Raw genomic sequence first — 15,785 nt, 5'->3', positions numbered from 1 at the left:
ATCCCCTCTGACAGCCTCCCGGCCCGCAGGCCGGGATACCGGATGACCTCATGACCCAGGATCTTCACGCCCACCGCATTCTGGTGCTGGACTTCGGTTCCCAGTACACCCAGCTGATCGCCCGCCGCGTGCGCGAGGCCAGGGTCTACTCCGAGGTGCATGCCTGGGACATGCCGGCGGCCGACATCCGTGCGTTCAATCCCACTGCGATCATCCTCTCCGGCGGCCCCGAGTCGGTGAATGTCGACCAGCCCCCGCGCGCCGAGGACGCGGTGTTCGAGCTGGGGGTTCCGGTACTGGGCATCTGCTACGGCATGCAGACCATGGCCGCGCAGTTGGGTGGTCGGGTCGAGCCGTCGGAGCGTCGCGAGTTTGGCTATGCCCAGGTGCGCGCCCGTGGCCATACGCCGCTGCTGCGCGACATCGAGGATCACACTACGCCGGAGGGCTATGGCCTGCTGGACGTGTGGATGTCGCACGGCGACCACGTGACCGAGCTGCCGCAGGGCTTCCGCTTGATGGCCTCCACCGATTCCGCACCCATCGCCGGCATGGCCGATCCGGATCGTGGCTTCTACGGCGTGCAGTTCCACCCCGAGGTGACCCACACCACCCAGGGCCAGCGCATCATCGAGCGCTTCCTGCACGATATCTGCGGCTGCGAAGCGTTGTGGACGGCCGACAACATCATCGACGACATGGCCGCGCGGGTGCGCGAACAGGTCGGGGACGATCACGTGGTACTGGGCCTGTCCGGCGGGGTGGACTCCTCGGTGGTGGGCGCGCTGCTGCACAAGGCGATCGGGGACCAGCTGACCTGCGTGTTCGTGGACACGGGCCTGCTGCGCGAGGGCGAGGGTGACCAGGTCATGGCGACCTTCGCTCGCCACATGGGTGTGCAGGTGATCCGCGTGGATGCGGAGGAGCGCTTCATGAGCGCCCTGGCGGGTATCCAGGACCCGGAGGCCAAGCGCAAGATCATCGGCGGGCTGTTCATCGACGTGTTCGACGAGGAGGCCGCGAAGCTCGACAACGTGCAGTGGCTGGCCCAGGGCACGATTTACCCGGACGTGATCGAGTCGGCCGACTCCAAGACCGGCAAGGCCCACGTGATCAAGTCGCACCACAATGTGGGCGGCCTGCCGGAGAACATGAAGCTGGGGCTGGTCGAGCCGCTGCGCGAGCTGTTCAAGGACGAGGTGCGCAAGATCGGTGTCGAGCTGGGCCTGCCCACCGAGATGGTCTATCGCCATCCGTTCCCCGGGCCGGGCCTGGGCGTGCGCATCCTCGGCGAGGTGAAGAAGGAATATGCCGACCTGCTGCGCCGCGCCGATGCGATCTTCATCGAGGAGCTGCGCAAGGCCGATCTCTACGACAAGACCTCGCAGGCCTTCGCGGTCTTCCTGCCGGTGAAGTCGGTGGGTGTGATGGGCGACGGCCGGCGCTACGACTACGTGGTGGCCCTGCGCGCGGTGGAGACCATCGACTTCATGACCGCCCGTTGGGCCCACCTGCCGTACGACTTCCTCGACCACGTCTCGCGCCGCATCATCAACGAGATCCCCGGCATCTCGCGCGTCACCTACGACATCTCCGGCAAGCCCCCCGCCACCATCGAGTGGGAGTGAGTGGAAAGACCCGCAATGGCGGGTGCTGACCGGCGTCATAGCGGAGGCGTCAGGATCCTGCGTTGCACTCCTTGCCGGTAGCACCACTACCGGCCGTGGGCTATGCCTTGTCTCGGAAGACACGGCGCACTAACGCGAGCGTGTACATTGATCGGCGTTTACCTAGACTGTGCCGAGGTGGACTTCCTGGAATAAACGGATCCCATGTTCAGACGCATCAGGGCGGGTGACTGGATTGTCGTGGTGTTGCTGCTGCTACCGGTGTTGGCGGCATGGCCACGTTGGTGGCCGCGGCCGGGGGCCGGCGCAGCGGAGGTGCTCTCGGCGCTTGGTCACCTGGCCGGGGTGCTGGGTCTGAGCGCGCTGCTGGTCGGCGCCATGCTGAGCGTGCGCCTGCCGGGCCTGGATCGCTGGTTTGGCGGTTTGCCGCGCATCTGGACCCTGCACAGGATACTGGGTTTCTCGGCCTTCATCCTGATCATGCTGCACGTGGTGTGGCTGGCCTTCGGGGCGCTGCCCATTTCCCCGGAAGCGGCCGCCCGGGTGATCTTTCCGCCCCTTGAACACGGGGCGGTATGGATGGGCTGGGGCGCACTGGCGCTGATGGTGATCTTTCTCGCGCCCACCTTTCAGTTCTTCGGCAGGCCGCATTACCAGCGCTGGAAGCGCCTGCACCTGTTGTCGGTGCCCGCGTTCCTGCTCGCGTTCGCGCACGCGGTCATGCTGGTGGAGCATGCGCTGCTCTGGTGGGGGCTCGCGGCCCTGGCGATCGCCGCAGTGCTCTGGCGCAAGCTGCTTTCCCCCCGGCTGGGGCGCCATGATTATATCGTCGAGGCCGTGACCGCCCTTGCGTCCAACGTGGTGGAGATCACCCTCGCCCCGAGGGGCCGGGCCATGTCGCATGCCGCGGGACAGTTCATGTACCTCACTCCCCACGACCCGGGCCTGGAAGCCGGCCGGGGGGAAGAGCACCCCTACACCATCTCTTCGGCGCCAGGCGAGGACGTTGTCCGGGTGGGCATCAAGGCCCTGGGCGACGCCAGCCGGGCATTGCAGACGGTGACACCGGGAACCGCCGTGCAGATCGAGGGCCCCTACGGACAGTTCTTCGAGCGATGCGAGCCGCAACGCAGGCAGCTCTGGTTCGGTGGCGGCATCGGCATTACGCCCTTCGTGTCCGGCGCCCGGGCCCTCCAGCGGGAGCCCGGGGCCGGGCCGGATGTCACCCTGATCTACCTGGCCAATCGACCGGACCGCGCCTATTACATGGACGAGCTTCGGGAGATCGCGCAGGGGCACCCGCATTTCGATGCGCAGATCCATTATTTCCAGGATTGCGGCCCCGTGGACGAAGCGTTCATCCGCGCCCATTGCCCGGACCTGGTGGAACGGGAGATCTACATCTGCGGGCCGCCCGGCATGGTGCATCACCTGAGGGGGCTTCTAAGCCGCGCCGGTGTACCCAGGGGCCGCATTCATACGGAGGCGTTTGATTTCCTATGACCGTGAACAAGATTGCCTACACCGCGTTCGTGGCCTTCTGCGCCGTGATCATCACCCTTTGGGCCGTCAGCGCGCTGGTCGCGGAGACTCGCGAGACCCACGACGATCAGCGCCTGGTGACGGAACCCGAACTCGCTGCCCACGACAGTGCCGAGAGCTGCTGGAAGGCCATCGACGGCCAGGTGTACGACGTGACGGACTATATTCCGCGTCACCCCAGCTCCGAGGACGTGATGCTGGAGTGGTGCGGCCGTGATGCCACGAAAGGCTGGTACAACAAGACGCCCGGGCGTCCGCACAGCCCCAGGGCCGCCGCCACGCTGGAACAGTACCGGGTCGGGCAACTTGCCGATGCCCCGGCACCCCAGGCACGGCCCGAGGCCCCAGCACCCACGCGGCAACCCGCCACCCATCCGCCGGGCCGGGTGCTGCTCGGCCTGTCACCGGGGACGTACCTGGACGGGCGCTATCGAGGCGTGTTTTCGGACCGGGGTGCGATGCAGGTCAATATCCAGTTCGATCTGCGGGACGATCATTTCCACAACGTCCGGTTCCGGTACCTGAGCTACCAGGGGGTGGATTATCTGGCGCTTGAGGAGCACGAGGAACTTCATGCCGTGATGCGCCAGCACCGTCAGGCCATCGATTACCTCGAAGGCCGGCCGCTATCGGCCCTATTCGATCTCTATGCGCCGGAGGAGGTGGTGGACGACATCGACGCCTTTACCGGCGCGACGCTGAGAGGCAACAAGCTGATCTCGGCCATCCGGGACGCGCTCAATCGCGGTGTCTATCAGTGGCCGTGATAGGGCCGGCATCCCCCAGGGCAGGAGTGCGTGCCGCCGGCCATTTGTAGCGCTCCCGCCAGGCCCATGAACCACAGCGGGTAGAGCCCCCGTGAGCGAAGTCCTGGGTCTTGCATGTCAGCCCGGTGTGCGGTCGGCAGTGTCCCCCGAGATTACCCACACCACGCGCGACCACGGTACATCCAGCGCAGTCAGGTGTGCCTGGTTCAAAGAAGGTGGTGGATCTGGCGCTTTTGTTCGCTACCGCGCAGACGGGTGGAGCCATTTCCGAGAAACTTTCCGTTGCTTGTCGGTGGATGCTGATCGGCATCCACCTTTATCCCACCACAGCAACGGGAAATAGCCATGAATACACCAGGCAGTAGTGAACACGCCACCACCGATCGCATCTCGGAGCGCGCTCACGAGACTGTAGACCAGGCCGCCAGGGGCGCCGGCAAGGCCGAAGAACGGATCCGCCATGGGGCGGCGAGCGCGGAGGAGAAAGCCAAGGAGGCCGGGGCGAAGGTCAAGGAGCACTCCGAAGAAGCCCTGCAATCGGTGAGTGGCTTCGTGCGGGAAAATCCTTTGCTTTCCCTGGGTCTCGCATTCGCGGCGGGGACCTTGGTGGCTGCTTTACGGCGCCGTTGATCGTGTTCCGTGGCCACCAGTTAAGGCAGGAGGCCGCGCATTTGCGCGGCCGAATTGATCACGGTGCCGGCCTTGTTCGCTGGCGGATCGACCGCTTGCTGCACCGGGCACGGGCCCTGGCCCGCCGGCCTGCTGTGCTGGCCATTGCCTTTGGGTGTGGCTTGTTGGCCGGTCGCCTGGATATGCCCGGCATCAAATATACCTATGGAATCCTGGCAGGCCAGATGAAAGCCTGGCGGATTGCCTCCAGTCTGATCGGCTCGCCGCTTCGCTGACCGCGACCTATTTCTCGGGGCGCTGCGGTTCTGCTTCCGGGGGTTGCTGCTCTGCAGCGTCAACGAGCGATCTCGCCTGGACGAGCAAGCTGTTCACGCTCGCCCTGCTTTCACGGAACGTGAGGTCCCGGGTGATGTGCCGGAGTCGCCAGAAGGCCAGCGCCGCCAGCACCAGATGTGCCAGCGTTACCGTCAGCAGCGCGCCCGTCAGGCTGAAGGCCTGCAGGCTGGCCAGGGCGACCACCAGACTCGCCCCGGCAAACAGCCAGCCGCCCACCAACAGAAGCGCAATCATCACGGTGAGCCCGAGCATCATCAGCACCGTGTGTCCGAACAGCCGCGCCTCTACCGCAAGAAGGCGAGTGATGTCCGCCGCCAGGGTCTTCAGGATTTGCGTGATGTCCTGGCTGCGGTCGTGACCGCCGTCCTCGTCCTGACTGGGATCCGTTTCCTTCATGGTCGTGCGTCCTCCCGGCTACTCAGCGCGTGTTTCAGGCTGGTCTTGATCTCGCCCCAGATGGCCACAAAGAACGCCGTCAAAGGAATCGCGAGTACCATCCCGATCATACCGTTCAGGGCTGTCCCCCAGAAGAACAGGGAAATAATGACGAGTGCGGGGTGCAGGCCAGAGCGGTTGGACATGATCTTCGGCGTCAGCAACCAGCTTTCGATCAGTTGTATCACTGCGAACGCCAGTACGGTCAGCATCAATAGCTCAATGCCGCCATCCGGCTGAAGGTAGGCCAGGGGCAGAATCACCAACAGTCCGATCAGGGTTCCCAGGAAGGGGACGATATTCAGCAGTCCCAGCACGAGCCCGGCAAGCACGCCGTACTGCAGGCCGATCAGCGTAAAGCTGAGCGCATACAGGGCACCCATGATCATGGCGATCAACAGTTGGCCCTGGAAGAAGGCGGTGATGTATCCCACGAAAACATCCATGAAATAGAGTATTTTCTGCTGAGTGCGCCCTTGGAATATGGATAACAGTTCCGATGCCTTTCCCCGCAGCGAGTCACCCGAGAGCAGCGCGAAGAAGAGAAACAGCGGAACGAAGCTGATACCCGCCAACATCCCCAAATAGGACATAACGGTCTCTCCGGTGACTTCCAGAGAAGACTCGGACTCCCCCCCTTTGCCGGCTTCCAGGCGTTCCGAAATCATCGCGCTAATTTCTGGAAAGTAAAAAGAAAAATGATCCTCCCAGCGCGCCAGGGTCTCGGGCAAGGCGGTTACCAGCTGAACGATCTGGGCGGTCAGGGTGGGGACAAGAAAGAACAACAGGGCGCCGACCCCAAGAAAGAAGATCGCCATCAGCAGCATGATGGCCAGCCATCTGGGCAAGCGAAGCCGGGTCTCGAGAAAATTCACCACTGGATGAAGCACCAGCGCCAGGATGCCTGCGAGCGAGAGCGACAGCAGGAGGTTGTAGAACGTACTCAGTATCCAGCCTAGAGCCCACGCAACAACCGCAATCAGCGCGGTCAACGCCACCAGGGACAGCAAGACCGCCGTATAGCGGAACAAGCGAAGCTCGGCCGCGTTGAACAGTCGTTTATGCGGGCGTAACCCGGCGCGGTCCTGAGCAGCCCTTCTGCCCCCTTCATCGAGGGATTCCTCCGTGTCGTGGGGCATTGTGGGGGCCTGGCTCAGGTCCTTGACGATTTGCCGAAGAAGAACAACCCGACACCGGCCGCTGCGGAGGCCGCGCCCAAGACCAGAAACCAAATCGTGGAGTCCGTGAAACGGCCGGTAACGGCCTCGGTCACCTGGTCGCCGAGGCTTTGGGAGGAACGATACGCAAAGAACAGCAGGATCAGGCCCACAACAATCAAAACAACTGCCAGGATCTTGTTCAGTGCCAGAGTTTTATTAGTCGCCATTTTCAATCGTCCTAATGGATGAGGGGTCGTTAATCCGTTATTCAATGATGGCGTTCGGGAAAAGTCGCGGTGCTGGAAACCGCAACCGTTAATAGTGTCCACCATGTATGGGAGCGTCTACACGGCTAAGCTGGGTCCAAGGTTCCATCGGTACCTCGCGCGATCACCCTGCAGCGTGATCCCTGGCGTAGTAGGAATCCACGGTTGAATGCCAGGTGGCGTCGGCCATGTTGGGCCATTCATCCTTGGGAAACCCTGGTGCGTTCTTTAGCCACTCGGGATCGGCGTCAAGCAAAAATCGCTTGTGCTCCTTGTCGTGCTTCAAGGCCTTCCACGGGATCGCGAATAAACGGTCACCCATGCCTAGAAAACCGCCTGAGGCCAGGACCGCATACCGTATTTCGCCCTCGCTGATGTCAAGCATCACGTCCAGGATCTTGCCGAGCTTTTCTTCCCGCAGGTTGCAGACCTCGTCACCGGTAATGGTGCTGGCGCTCACTAGCGTGGGTCCGACATGCGTGTCGTTGGAGGCTTCTTGGCCACTTTCCGAGCCGGGTGCAGAGCCGATCATTCGGTTTTCTTCTTGGCGTCGCTCTTGAGGTCCCCGTACTTGGCTTGCGCCTTGCCGGCATGCTTTTCGGCCTTACCCTTGACCTCGGTGCTCTTGTCGCCGGTAGCCTTGCCAGCAACTTCTTTTAGCTTCCCTTTGGCTTCTTTCCCATGACCTTTGGTTTGATCCTTGTTCATCCGATGATCTCCAGCTAGTGGTACCGCTCGTTGTCGGCCTCTTCCACGCGGTCAGTAGAGGCAGCTTGAAGCTTCCAAACTAGGGCAAGCCCGGGGATGGGTCTGTGCGCTGCCCAACATATACAGAGGCCCTGGAAGGCCTTGGGATCAAGAGCGCGTGTGCAAGGATGCTGGAGGCGAAGTGGACAGACATTCGCGCTTGTCGCGTTGTCGGAGATCGCCGACAAGGCGCTGTCGCCTGGCACCAATGATCGGGGGACTGCGATCAATGTAACCGGATCAATGGTCCGGCTGTTTACACTTTGGGTATCACCGCTGGAGAAGGACAGGGTGGCGGAAATCACCTATGACCGGGTATTCGTGCCGAGCTTGGAGGTCGACGACTTGTTCGACGACGCATGTACGGCTCTGGCTCGTGACGGTGCCGGTTTCGTTGAAGTTGCGATCCGACTGCAGAAGGCTTTTTGTGCGTTGGCCGAGACCGATGACCAGGCGATGATCGCGGTCGCCAGAAGGCATCCACGCATGGCACTGGCCCGCTCCGAACACGCCATGTCATTGCAGGACGATATCGAGGCAGTGCGCAGGGCAGCAGCATTTTCGGCCGTGTAGTACAGGACGAGCAGAACGCGGCCGGGCGGAAATCGATACAGCGAACACTATCGCGTGCAGGTATGTGGTACTGGAGCTGTGGAGTCCAGGCATAAAAAAGGCAGGGGCTTTCGCCCCTGCCGTCTGGTCATCCCACTAGATCTGGGTTGTGCTTGCGATCAATCGCGGCGTTCGAACTCCGGCGCAGAGCGCAGCTCTTCACGGGTTACGTCAACGCGAAGCTCCCGATCATCCGCCGAGCCGGAGGTGGTCACGTGACCCCAGCCAATGGCGACGTCTTTCTCGCCCATGCCCAGGAATCCGCCAACACCGATCACAATAGCGACGACCTGGCCGTTCTCGTCAATGATCAGGTCATCGACCGAACCGAGATCTTCATCGCTCGTGGTTTTAACATCAGTGCCGATCAGCTCGCTCACGTGCATGCTGTTGGCCGGTGAAGAGTCCATATAGCCGCGGTGTTGCATGCGAGCCTCGTCGCGGGTGGCACGGTAATCTTCCGCACTTTTCGAGTCAGACTGGCCGGCGCGCTGGCCCTGTTCACTCTGGGTGCTCTGCGCTTCGCGATCAACGTCCTGCTCATCGTACTGCTGTGCCAGCACAGAACCTGCGCCGAGGGTGATGGCTGGGGTGACCAAAGCGTAAAAGGCAAATGAATGTAGCTTGTTCATGTGAATCTCCTTCGAAACGGATATCCCGGCTTGGAAAAATGTCCGTTTTAACGGCTTCATCAAAACCTGTCCTTCCTGGCGACATTGCCGGGAGGGGACTGAATCGCCACGTTGCAGCGGATTCAGGATGAGGGTTCAAAATAGGCGCAGGACGTTAACGGGTCTGTTCGCTGGCACACTGACGGCGGCCGTTCGCCTTCTTTGTGGTCGCTGAGTGTTGAAAATGTGAAGGGATTTGCGGTTCTAAAAAGCGATGGGTCAAGGTGCCCCGGCGTGGCGGGTCGGACGACAGGACCTGAACGTACCCGGGAGGGAGCGTGAAGCACCATGGAAATGGCTCTTGCGGACTGCGTATTCGAACGCCGCGAGCCGGTGGTGGGGTGGACCGGGGGCCTTGGCAATAGGTGAGGTGCGTGCGCCAATCCCGGGGTTGTATGCGCGCGGGGTGCATGAAGGCCGGGCGAAGGGCGCCATCGGGGTGGGTTCCGAATGCGCGCATCTCGCGAGCGACGAGCGCGCGCGAAGTGTTTCCCTAGGTGGCCAGCAGCAGGTAGGCGGCAGCCCCGATCACGCCGGCCAGAATCGCGACTGCGATCAGCCCAACGCCGAACAACAGGCGATTGGTGCGGCGGGCGGCGTCTTGGGGACTGGCCGGCGCCGGTCGCTCGGGTTCGGCGTGCGCGGTATCTCGCCCGTGGCGCAGGAGGTCCAGCATCGCGTCGATGCGGTCGTTGTCGAAGGCGAAGGGGTCGAACCGGCGTTGGCCGAAGCGTTGCAGCAGTTGGCGAACGTCCACGGCCGCCGGGACGTATTTCATGGACCATTCGCCGAATCCCGGGGTATCCAGTGACTGCTCGCGCAGCACCCGGACCTCTTCGTGGCGACGATCACGGCGGATGCGGTCGACGGTTTCGCGCACTGCATCCGGGGCACCCTCCAGGCACTGGAAAAAGTGCCCGTCGCCGTAATAGAGCGCGCCGACAATCCCGCTGCGCGGGTTGTTCTGGCGCGACTGCATCAGGATGCGACTGACTTCGGGCTCAATGCCCTGGTTGGACGTGTTTTCGCGAAACGTGGCGCGCGAGGCGTAGACGAGCTGGAGAATGGCGGGCATGCGGACGTCCTTCCTGGGAAGTAAGGAGAAGACCGCCCCCGCTGCGTGGGGTTCACTCAATCATCTGGTTTACGTGTTCCAGACCGATCGCGTCGTCTTCCCAGTTCAGCTGGGTCGTGCCGGGCTTGGCGGCCAGGCGGCGGATGGCGGCAACCGCGTTGCGGTCGATGGAGGCCAGGCGATGCCGCGTGGCGCTGTGACTCTCGATGTTGGCCGCCTGCAGGATGTCGCTGTAGTTGACCGGTTCGCCATCCTCCGGCTCGCGCTTGAGGTTCTCGTGTTCGGCCACTGCGCGGATGATCTCCGGCTCGAAATTCCAGTTTTTCAGCATCGCGCGGCCGATGGGGACATGCGCGGCGTCGGCGGCGGCCTGCAGGGCGCGCGGGTCCTCGTAGATCTCGGGTGTCTTCTCCGCGCGGCGCAGGATCGGGATCATGCCGATGTCGTGCACCAACCCGGCGAGCAGCGCGGTATCGGGGTCCAGGTGCGGGTGTCGGCGGGCTAGCAGATAGCTGATGATCGCCACCTCCAGGCTGTGGTGCCACAGTTCTTCCATGCGTACGCGGATCATCTCGTTCCCGCTCTGGAAGACCTCCTTCATCGACAGCGCAATGATGGTCTGGCGGGCGCGTTCCATCCCCAGGCGCGTGATGGCGGAGCGAATGGTCGCGCAGCGCGTGAGCCCACGATAGGCCGGGCTGTTGGCGTGCCGCACCAGGCGCGAGGCCAGGGCCGTGTCGCGCGAGATCAGGTTGACCAGATCAACAATGGAGCTGGACTCGTCCTGGGTGATGAACAATGCCTGCACCGAGACATCGGGCAGGGTCGGGATCTCGATCTGGTGACGTTCGAGGTCCTCGCGCAGGCGCTCCAGAAACTTTTCGACTTCCGCTCGGGTGGCCAAGGGCAATCCATGTCCGGCTGGGAAATGACGCGCTGATTATGCCATACCCGTCCTCGCGGACGGGGGATCCGCGCCGGTTGACGGGCCGCTGGCCCCTGCCGATGATGAAGGGAGCCGACAGGAGGTCGTGATGCGCCGATTCGTGCTGGATACCAGTGTCTTTACCAACCCGCATGTGGCCGGGCAGTTCGGCGAGGATGCCGAAGACATCCTGCGGACCTTCCTCACCCTGGCGCGCCATTGCCCCGCCGAGTTCTACATGCCGTTGTCGGTGTACGAGGAGTTTCGCGGCATGCGTGACCTCGAGGCCATGGCGGCCGATTTCGAGACCGTGGTCTGGGTGCGTTCGCCGCGGCGCTTCGCCCTGATGCTGCCGAGCGACATCCTCTACGAATTCATCGACGAGGTGCGTACGCGGATTGACCGCGGCCTGCGCATTGCGGAGGAGCATACCCGCCAGGCGGGGGCGGCCGAATCGCTCAAGCCCGAGCTGATCACCCAGCTGCGCGAGCGTTTCCGCGAGGCGATGCGCAAGGGGCTGGTGGATTCGCGCGAAGACGTCGATGCCGTGCTGCTGGCGATGGAGCTGGACGCCGAACTGGCCAGTGCCGACGAGGGCATGCGCAAGCTGGGCAACCGCATGGGCATCAAGCTGGTCACCGCCGACTACCTGCGTCGGGTGATGGAGAATCTCTCCGAGTCGGGCATCCCCGGTCAGGGCGGCGCATGAGGCCGCAAGTCGGGGACTTTCCCGTGTTCGCCTGCAAGCAGGCTCCTACAAAGTAGAACCCGTAGGAGCCTGCTTGCAGGCGAAGAGCTCAGTCGTATTGGCGGTCGCCGGCCAGGGCCGAGGCCAGGGTGCCGGTGATCCGGTCGAACAGGCGCTCGAACTCCAGCAGCCAGTAGCCGTTTTCCTCCTGGCGCGGCGTGTCCGGCAGGAAGCGCACATGGCGCCCGCCGGTGGCCTGCATGTGATCGATGAAGCGCTGGGCCCCGGCGTGTTCGCGGAAGCGACAGCGGTAGGTGTGGCCGACGCGTCCCTCGCGCCGGCTCTTGTCCACCGCGGTCGCCAGCCCGGACAGCAGGGCCGCGCCCAGTTCGCGTTCCACGGCGACGCGCTCCGCGGGTGGGTGTTCGGCGAGAAAGATGGCCAGGCGGGTCAGACGGTTGGTGAAATACTCCGGCGGCAGGTCCAGCAGCTGTTCGGAACACACGCGGATGTCGTTGATGCAGGAACCCCCGGCCACGTACTTGGCGCGGTGCTCGCCATCCGCGGTCTTCAGTACCAGGCCCTCGGCACCCTCGGCATCCAGTTGCCGGATCAGGCGGCCCAGGGCCTCGGTGTCTGCGGGCGTGAACCGTCCATGCAGCGGCGCCGGTGGCAGGTCATGGCGCTCCATCAGTGCAAACTTTTCGTCCTGCGGCACAAAGCCCGGCTGGCCGAGCCGCATCAGGTCGAACACGAACAAGCCGACGTCGTCCGCGACGCGCGGGGTGGAGCCCTCCAGATAGGGCGTGTCCGGCCCGGCGATTTCCGTGCAGAGCACCAGATCGGGTTCCGCCTCGAACACCGCGAGGTCCACGAAATCCGGCACCCGGTCGGTACTGAATGCACAGACAAACCCGCCCCGGCTGAAGGCGACGACCCGGCCTTCCCAGCGCAGGATGCGCACGTTGAAGCCGTCGATCTTCTCCTCCGCCCAGAACGGCTGATCGAACTGGCGCGGCAGCCCGGCCTCCAGCGACTGGATGCGCCCGATGGCCGGGTAGCCGGGGACCACCGAGCCATCCGGAAGCACCACGGAACCGCGCGGGTAGTGATTCACCGGCTCCAGCAGCCGGGCGTATTCCAGCCCGTCGAACGTCAGGGCCTCGGCCCGGTGGTTCGCGATGGCGTCCTGCAGGGTTTCGCCGTCGATCATGCGTTCTCCGGTTCCAGCGTCTTGCGCAGCCCTTGGATCTGGTCCTCCAGGGCCTCGGTGTGGCGGCGGGCCTTGTCGGCCTGGGTGACCAGCCGTCGCGCCATACTGATGATGCGGAGTTGGCGTTCCATCTCGGTCATGCTCAGCGAGCCGAAGGTGCCTTCGCGCAGCAGGGCTGCCTTCAGTTCGGCATAGGCCGTCTCCACCGTGCTTACGGCCTCGGTGGCCGCCAGGTCTCTGCCGTTCTCGCTTTCCAGGTTGGCGAGATCCAGGGCGCGGATCGCTTGCTCCTGCCAGGCGCGGCGCTGTTCGCTGACGATCGGGCGTTCCTCGCCGGTCGAATGGCGGCGAAGCTCGGCGATCTGGTCGGCCAGCACCGCAGTCTCGCGATGATAGCGCGCGATACGTACCGCCTCGGCGATGCCGTGCCCGACCGCCTCGGGCATCGGGTGGTTGGCCGTGCGGGCGGCGAAATCGCTGATGGCAGTAGTCAGCTGTTCCACGGCGGCGCGCCGTGCGTCCAGGGTGCCTGCGGCCGGCGGGTCCGGGCGCAGGGCCTCGCGCGCCATGGAGTGGCTGATGTCGGCCAGGCGCTCGGTTTCCTGCAACAACGACTGCAGCGCCAGATCGGGGACGCCCCCGCTGTGCTTGTCGAGAAAGCGCGGCTGGGCGATATCTTCCTCCCGGGTACGGAAGCGCGTCTGCAGAAAGCGGATCATCGGCGGGGCGACCGGGACCATCAGCGCCACGCCCAGCAGGTTGAAGGCGGTGTGGAACAGCGCCAGCAGCACCGCGGGGGCCGGGGCCTCGCCGGTGCTGCCCCAGATCCAGGCGATCGCGGCCAGGAACCACGGCAGGATCAGCAATGCGACGATCGCGGTCAGGCCGTTGAAGATCACGTGTGCGGCGGCCACGCGTTTGGCGTTCGGGGTGGCGCCAATGACGACCAGCAGGGCCTTCACCGTGGTGCCGAGGTTGGCGCCGATCACTGCGGCGGCTGCGGCCTCCAGCGGTACCGCACCGCTCATCGCGGCGGTCAGGGCCATCGCCATGGAGGCCGAGGAGCTCTGCATCAGCACGGTCAGCAGCGCACCGATGCCGACCATGATCAGGAGCCCGACAAAGCCCGGTCGCGCCAGGGCGGAGAGGTCGAAGGTCGCGCTCAGGCCCTCGAAGGTCTCGCGCAGCACGTCGATCCCGAAGAACAGCAGGCCGAAACCGGCCAGGGCCAGACCCAGGTAGCGCGGGCGTGCGGCCTTCATGAACAGGTAGAGCAGGGCGCCGATGCCGATGGCCGGCAGGGCGAAGGCCTCGATCCGGATATTGAAGCCAATCAGGGCGACCAGCCAGCCGGTCATGGTGGTGCCGACGTTGGAGCCGAAGATCACCCAGACCGACTGGCCGAGGGTCAAAAGCCCCGCGTTGGCGAAGCCGATGGTGGCGACGGTGACCGCGCTGGAGGACTGGACCAGGGCGGTCACGCCCATGCCGGAGGCGAGCGCGCGCGGGCGAGTCCGCGTCCAGACGCCCAGGATATGCTGCAGGGCCTTGCCGCCGGCGGTCTTCAGGCCGTCGGTCAGCAGCGTCATGCCGAGGAGGAACAGCCCGAGCCCGCCGAGGAAGCCGGCGATCAGGGCGTAGGTGCTGACGGCTTCGGCCTCCGGCATGCGAGCGGATTACAGCGTGATGGTCTCGCCAAAGGCCGGCACGTGGGCCTCGGCGCCCAGCTCGTCGCGCAGTCCGGCAGCCAGCGCATCACGCGCCTCCGGCTCGCCGTGAACCAGGTGGAACATCGGCTGGTCGCGGAAGCCGCGTGCCCAGTCCAATAGCTGAGTACGCCCGGCATGGGCGGAGAAGCCGCCCAGGGTGTGGACCTTCGCGTTGACCGCGACCTCGTCGCCCAGCAGCTTGACCCGCTCGGCGCCATCGACCAGCCGCCGTCCCAGCGTACCCGAGGCCTGGAAGCCGACGATGACCAGGTGCGCCTCGCGCCGCCACAGGTTGTATTTCATGTGATGACGGATGCGCCCGCCGTTGCACATGCCGGCCCCGGCGATGATGATCGCGCCGCCGGTGATGCGGTTGATCGCCATGGATTCCTCGACCGTGCGACAGACCTGCAGCCCGGGCAGGTAGCCACTCGGGTCGCCGTTCGCGGCCTTGTGCAGGCGCTCCATATCCTCGCTCTTCAGCGACTTGTGCAGCCGCGCGTAGAGTTCGGTCACCTTGATCGCCATCGGGCTGTCGAGGAATACCTTCTGCTGCGGCAGGCGCCCGGCGTGGTGCAGCATGCCCAGGTGGTAGAGGATCTCCTGGGTGCGCCCGACCGCGAAGGCCGGGATCATCACGTTGCCACCGCTGGCGGCGGCCTCCGCGAGGATCTGCGCGAATTCCTCGATGGTCTCGTCCATCGGCCGGTGGTCGCGATCGCCGTAGGTGCTTTCCAGCAGCACGTGATCTGCGTGTTCCATCCGCGCGGGTTCGTGCATCAGCACGGCGTCGGGGTTGCCCAGGTCGCCGGAGAAGACCAGGTGCCGGTCGCGCCCGCCGGACGGCACGATCAGGTCGACGATCGCGGAGCCGAGGATGTGCCCGGCATCCCGGAAGGTCAGCCGGATGTCGCCGGCAATGGTTTGCGTGTCACCGTAGGGCACGGCCTTGCAGAGTCCCAGAGTGGTCGCGACGTCGTCGATGTCGTAGACCGGCTCGACCAGGGGCTTGTCCGCGCGCCGGCGCCACTTGTTCTCCCACTCGATGTCCTTGCTCATCACGAAGGCGGCGTCCTCGAGCATGATCTCGAGCAACTCCTCGGTCCCCGGTGTGCAGTAGATGGGGCCGTGGTAGCCGTCGCGCACCAGCTTGGGCAGGAGCCCCGAGTGATCCAGGTGGCCGTGGGACAGGACGACGGCGTCGAGCTGACCGGCGAGTTCCGCGAGCGGTTCGCGGTTGGCCTCGTCGGCGTCATTGCCGCCCTGATGCAGGCCGCATTCCAGCAGGATGCGGGCGCCGTCGGTCTCGAGGAGATAGCGCGACCCGGTGACCTCGCCGGTCGCGCCCTTGAAGGTGAGCTGTGCCATGTCTCGAAGTGTA

Annotated in this window: 18 protein-coding genes; 7 read left to right on the top strand and 11 right to left on the bottom strand. The window is 64.5% G+C overall.

Features of this window, described 5'->3' with window-relative positions:
* The first annotated feature begins 50 nt into the window (after window positions 1–50).
* From guaA to D575_RS0112670, 5 genes are all read left to right on the top strand, one after another.
* Entirely contained in the window at window positions 51–1,628 is a 1,578-nt protein-coding gene (guaA, locus tag D575_RS0112690) for a glutamine-hydrolyzing GMP synthase (RefSeq protein ID WP_018146296.1), read from the top strand.
* 204 nt (window positions 1,629–1,832) lie between these two features.
* A complete protein-coding gene (locus D575_RS0112685; protein WP_018146295.1) occupies window positions 1,833–3,131 on the top strand; it encodes a ferric reductase-like transmembrane domain-containing protein in 1,299 nt (432 codons plus the stop codon).
* Window positions 3,128–3,937, top strand: coding sequence for a cytochrome b5 domain-containing protein (locus tag D575_RS0112680; protein ID WP_018146294.1), 810 nt, complete (start codon window positions 3,128–3,130; stop codon window positions 3,935–3,937). Before D575_RS0112685 ends, D575_RS0112680 begins: the two co-directional genes overlap by 4 nt.
* 345 nt (window positions 3,938–4,282) lie before the next feature.
* Complete coding sequence (locus D575_RS0112675) at window positions 4,283–4,567, top strand: YqjD family protein (RefSeq protein WP_018146293.1); 285 nt, start codon at window positions 4,283–4,285, stop codon at window positions 4,565–4,567.
* 41 nt (window positions 4,568–4,608) lie between these two features.
* Complete coding sequence (locus tag D575_RS0112670; protein ID WP_018146292.1) at window positions 4,609–4,842, top strand: hypothetical protein; 234 nt, start codon at window positions 4,609–4,611, stop codon at window positions 4,840–4,842.
* Window positions 4,843–4,849: 7 nt separating this feature from the next.
* On the opposite strand, the gene D575_RS0112665 is transcribed toward D575_RS0112670, so the two are convergent.
* The 5 genes from D575_RS0112665 to D575_RS0112645 all read right to left on the bottom strand — a co-directional run bounded on the left by D575_RS0112665 (window position 4,850) and on the right by D575_RS0112645 (window position 7,472).
* Window positions 4,850–5,299, bottom strand: a complete 450-nt coding sequence (locus tag D575_RS0112665; protein ID WP_018146291.1) for a hypothetical protein — start codon at window positions 5,297–5,299, stop codon at window positions 4,850–4,852.
* On the bottom strand, window positions 5,296–6,477 hold the full coding sequence (locus D575_RS0112660; RefSeq protein WP_018146290.1) for an AI-2E family transporter: 1,182 nt from the start codon (window positions 6,475–6,477) through the stop codon (window positions 5,296–5,298). Before D575_RS0112660 ends, D575_RS0112665 begins: the two co-directional genes overlap by 4 nt.
* 14 nt (window positions 6,478–6,491) lie before the next feature.
* Entirely contained in the window at window positions 6,492–6,725 is a 234-nt protein-coding gene (locus D575_RS0112655; protein WP_018146289.1) for a DUF3185 family protein, read from the bottom strand.
* Window positions 6,726–6,888: 163 nt separating this feature from the next.
* Window positions 6,889–7,296, bottom strand: a complete 408-nt coding sequence (locus tag D575_RS0112650) for a PRC-barrel domain-containing protein (protein WP_018146288.1) — start codon at window positions 7,294–7,296, stop codon at window positions 6,889–6,891.
* Window positions 7,293–7,472, bottom strand: coding sequence for a CsbD family protein (locus D575_RS0112645; protein WP_018146287.1), 180 nt, complete (start codon window positions 7,470–7,472; stop codon window positions 7,293–7,295). The genes D575_RS0112650 and D575_RS0112645 overlap by 4 nt, the downstream gene beginning before the upstream one ends.
* 96 nt (window positions 7,473–7,568) lie before the next feature.
* On the opposite strand from D575_RS0112645, the gene D575_RS0112640 reads away from it, so the two are divergent.
* Window positions 7,569–8,084 (top strand): DUF2254 family protein, encoded by a 516-nt coding sequence (locus tag D575_RS0112640; RefSeq protein ID WP_255349315.1) that lies wholly within the window; start codon window positions 7,569–7,571, stop codon window positions 8,082–8,084.
* Between the two features lie 158 nt (window positions 8,085–8,242).
* Here the strand turns inward: D575_RS0112640 and D575_RS0112635 are convergent, their stop codons facing one another.
* The 3 genes from D575_RS0112635 to D575_RS0112625 form a co-directional block, all read right to left on the bottom strand.
* Window positions 8,243–8,755, bottom strand: coding sequence for a PRC-barrel domain-containing protein (locus D575_RS0112635; protein ID WP_018146285.1), 513 nt, complete (start codon window positions 8,753–8,755; stop codon window positions 8,243–8,245).
* A 532-nt stretch (window positions 8,756–9,287) separates the two neighbouring features.
* The gene (locus D575_RS0112630; RefSeq protein ID WP_018146284.1) at window positions 9,288–9,869 is read right to left on the bottom strand and encodes a BLUF domain-containing protein; all 582 of its coding nucleotides are present in this window, start codon (window positions 9,867–9,869) and stop codon (window positions 9,288–9,290) included.
* Window positions 9,870–9,921: 52 nt separating this feature from the next.
* Window positions 9,922–10,773 carry an HDOD domain-containing protein gene (locus D575_RS0112625; protein WP_018146283.1) on the bottom strand — a complete coding sequence of 284 codons (852 nt, stop codon included), beginning with the start codon at window positions 10,771–10,773 and terminating at the stop codon, window positions 9,922–9,924.
* Between the two features lie 130 nt (window positions 10,774–10,903).
* Here D575_RS0112625 and D575_RS0112620 point away from each other — a divergent pair, with 130 nt between their 5' ends.
* The gene (locus D575_RS0112620; protein WP_018146282.1) at window positions 10,904–11,503 is read left to right on the top strand and encodes an RNA ligase partner protein; all 600 of its coding nucleotides are present in this window, start codon (window positions 10,904–10,906) and stop codon (window positions 11,501–11,503) included.
* Between the two features lie 88 nt (window positions 11,504–11,591).
* On the opposite strand, the gene D575_RS0112615 is transcribed toward D575_RS0112620, so the two are convergent.
* Genes D575_RS0112615 through D575_RS0112605 form a run of 3 tightly spaced genes read right to left on the bottom strand, consistent with a single transcriptional unit; the run spans window position 11,592 to window position 15,772 of the window.
* Complete coding sequence (locus D575_RS0112615; RefSeq protein WP_018146281.1) at window positions 11,592–12,695, bottom strand: RNA ligase; 1,104 nt, start codon at window positions 12,693–12,695, stop codon at window positions 11,592–11,594.
* The gene (locus D575_RS0112610; RefSeq protein ID WP_018146280.1) at window positions 12,692–14,362 is read right to left on the bottom strand and encodes a Na/Pi cotransporter family protein; all 1,671 of its coding nucleotides are present in this window, start codon (window positions 14,360–14,362) and stop codon (window positions 12,692–12,694) included. Before D575_RS0112610 ends, D575_RS0112615 begins: the two co-directional genes overlap by 4 nt.
* Window positions 14,363–14,371: 9 nt before the next feature.
* Entirely contained in the window at window positions 14,372–15,772 is a 1,401-nt protein-coding gene (locus D575_RS0112605; protein ID WP_018146279.1) for an MBL fold metallo-hydrolase RNA specificity domain-containing protein, read from the bottom strand.
* Window positions 15,773–15,785 lie beyond the last annotated feature (13 nt).

This window comes from Thioalkalivibrio sp. AKL6, assembly GCF_000376905.1.
In the GTDB taxonomy this organism is placed as follows: domain Bacteria; phylum Pseudomonadota; class Gammaproteobacteria; order Ectothiorhodospirales; family Ectothiorhodospiraceae; genus Thioalkalivibrio; species Thioalkalivibrio versutus.
This window is presented reverse-complemented; position numbering and strand designations above follow the sequence as displayed.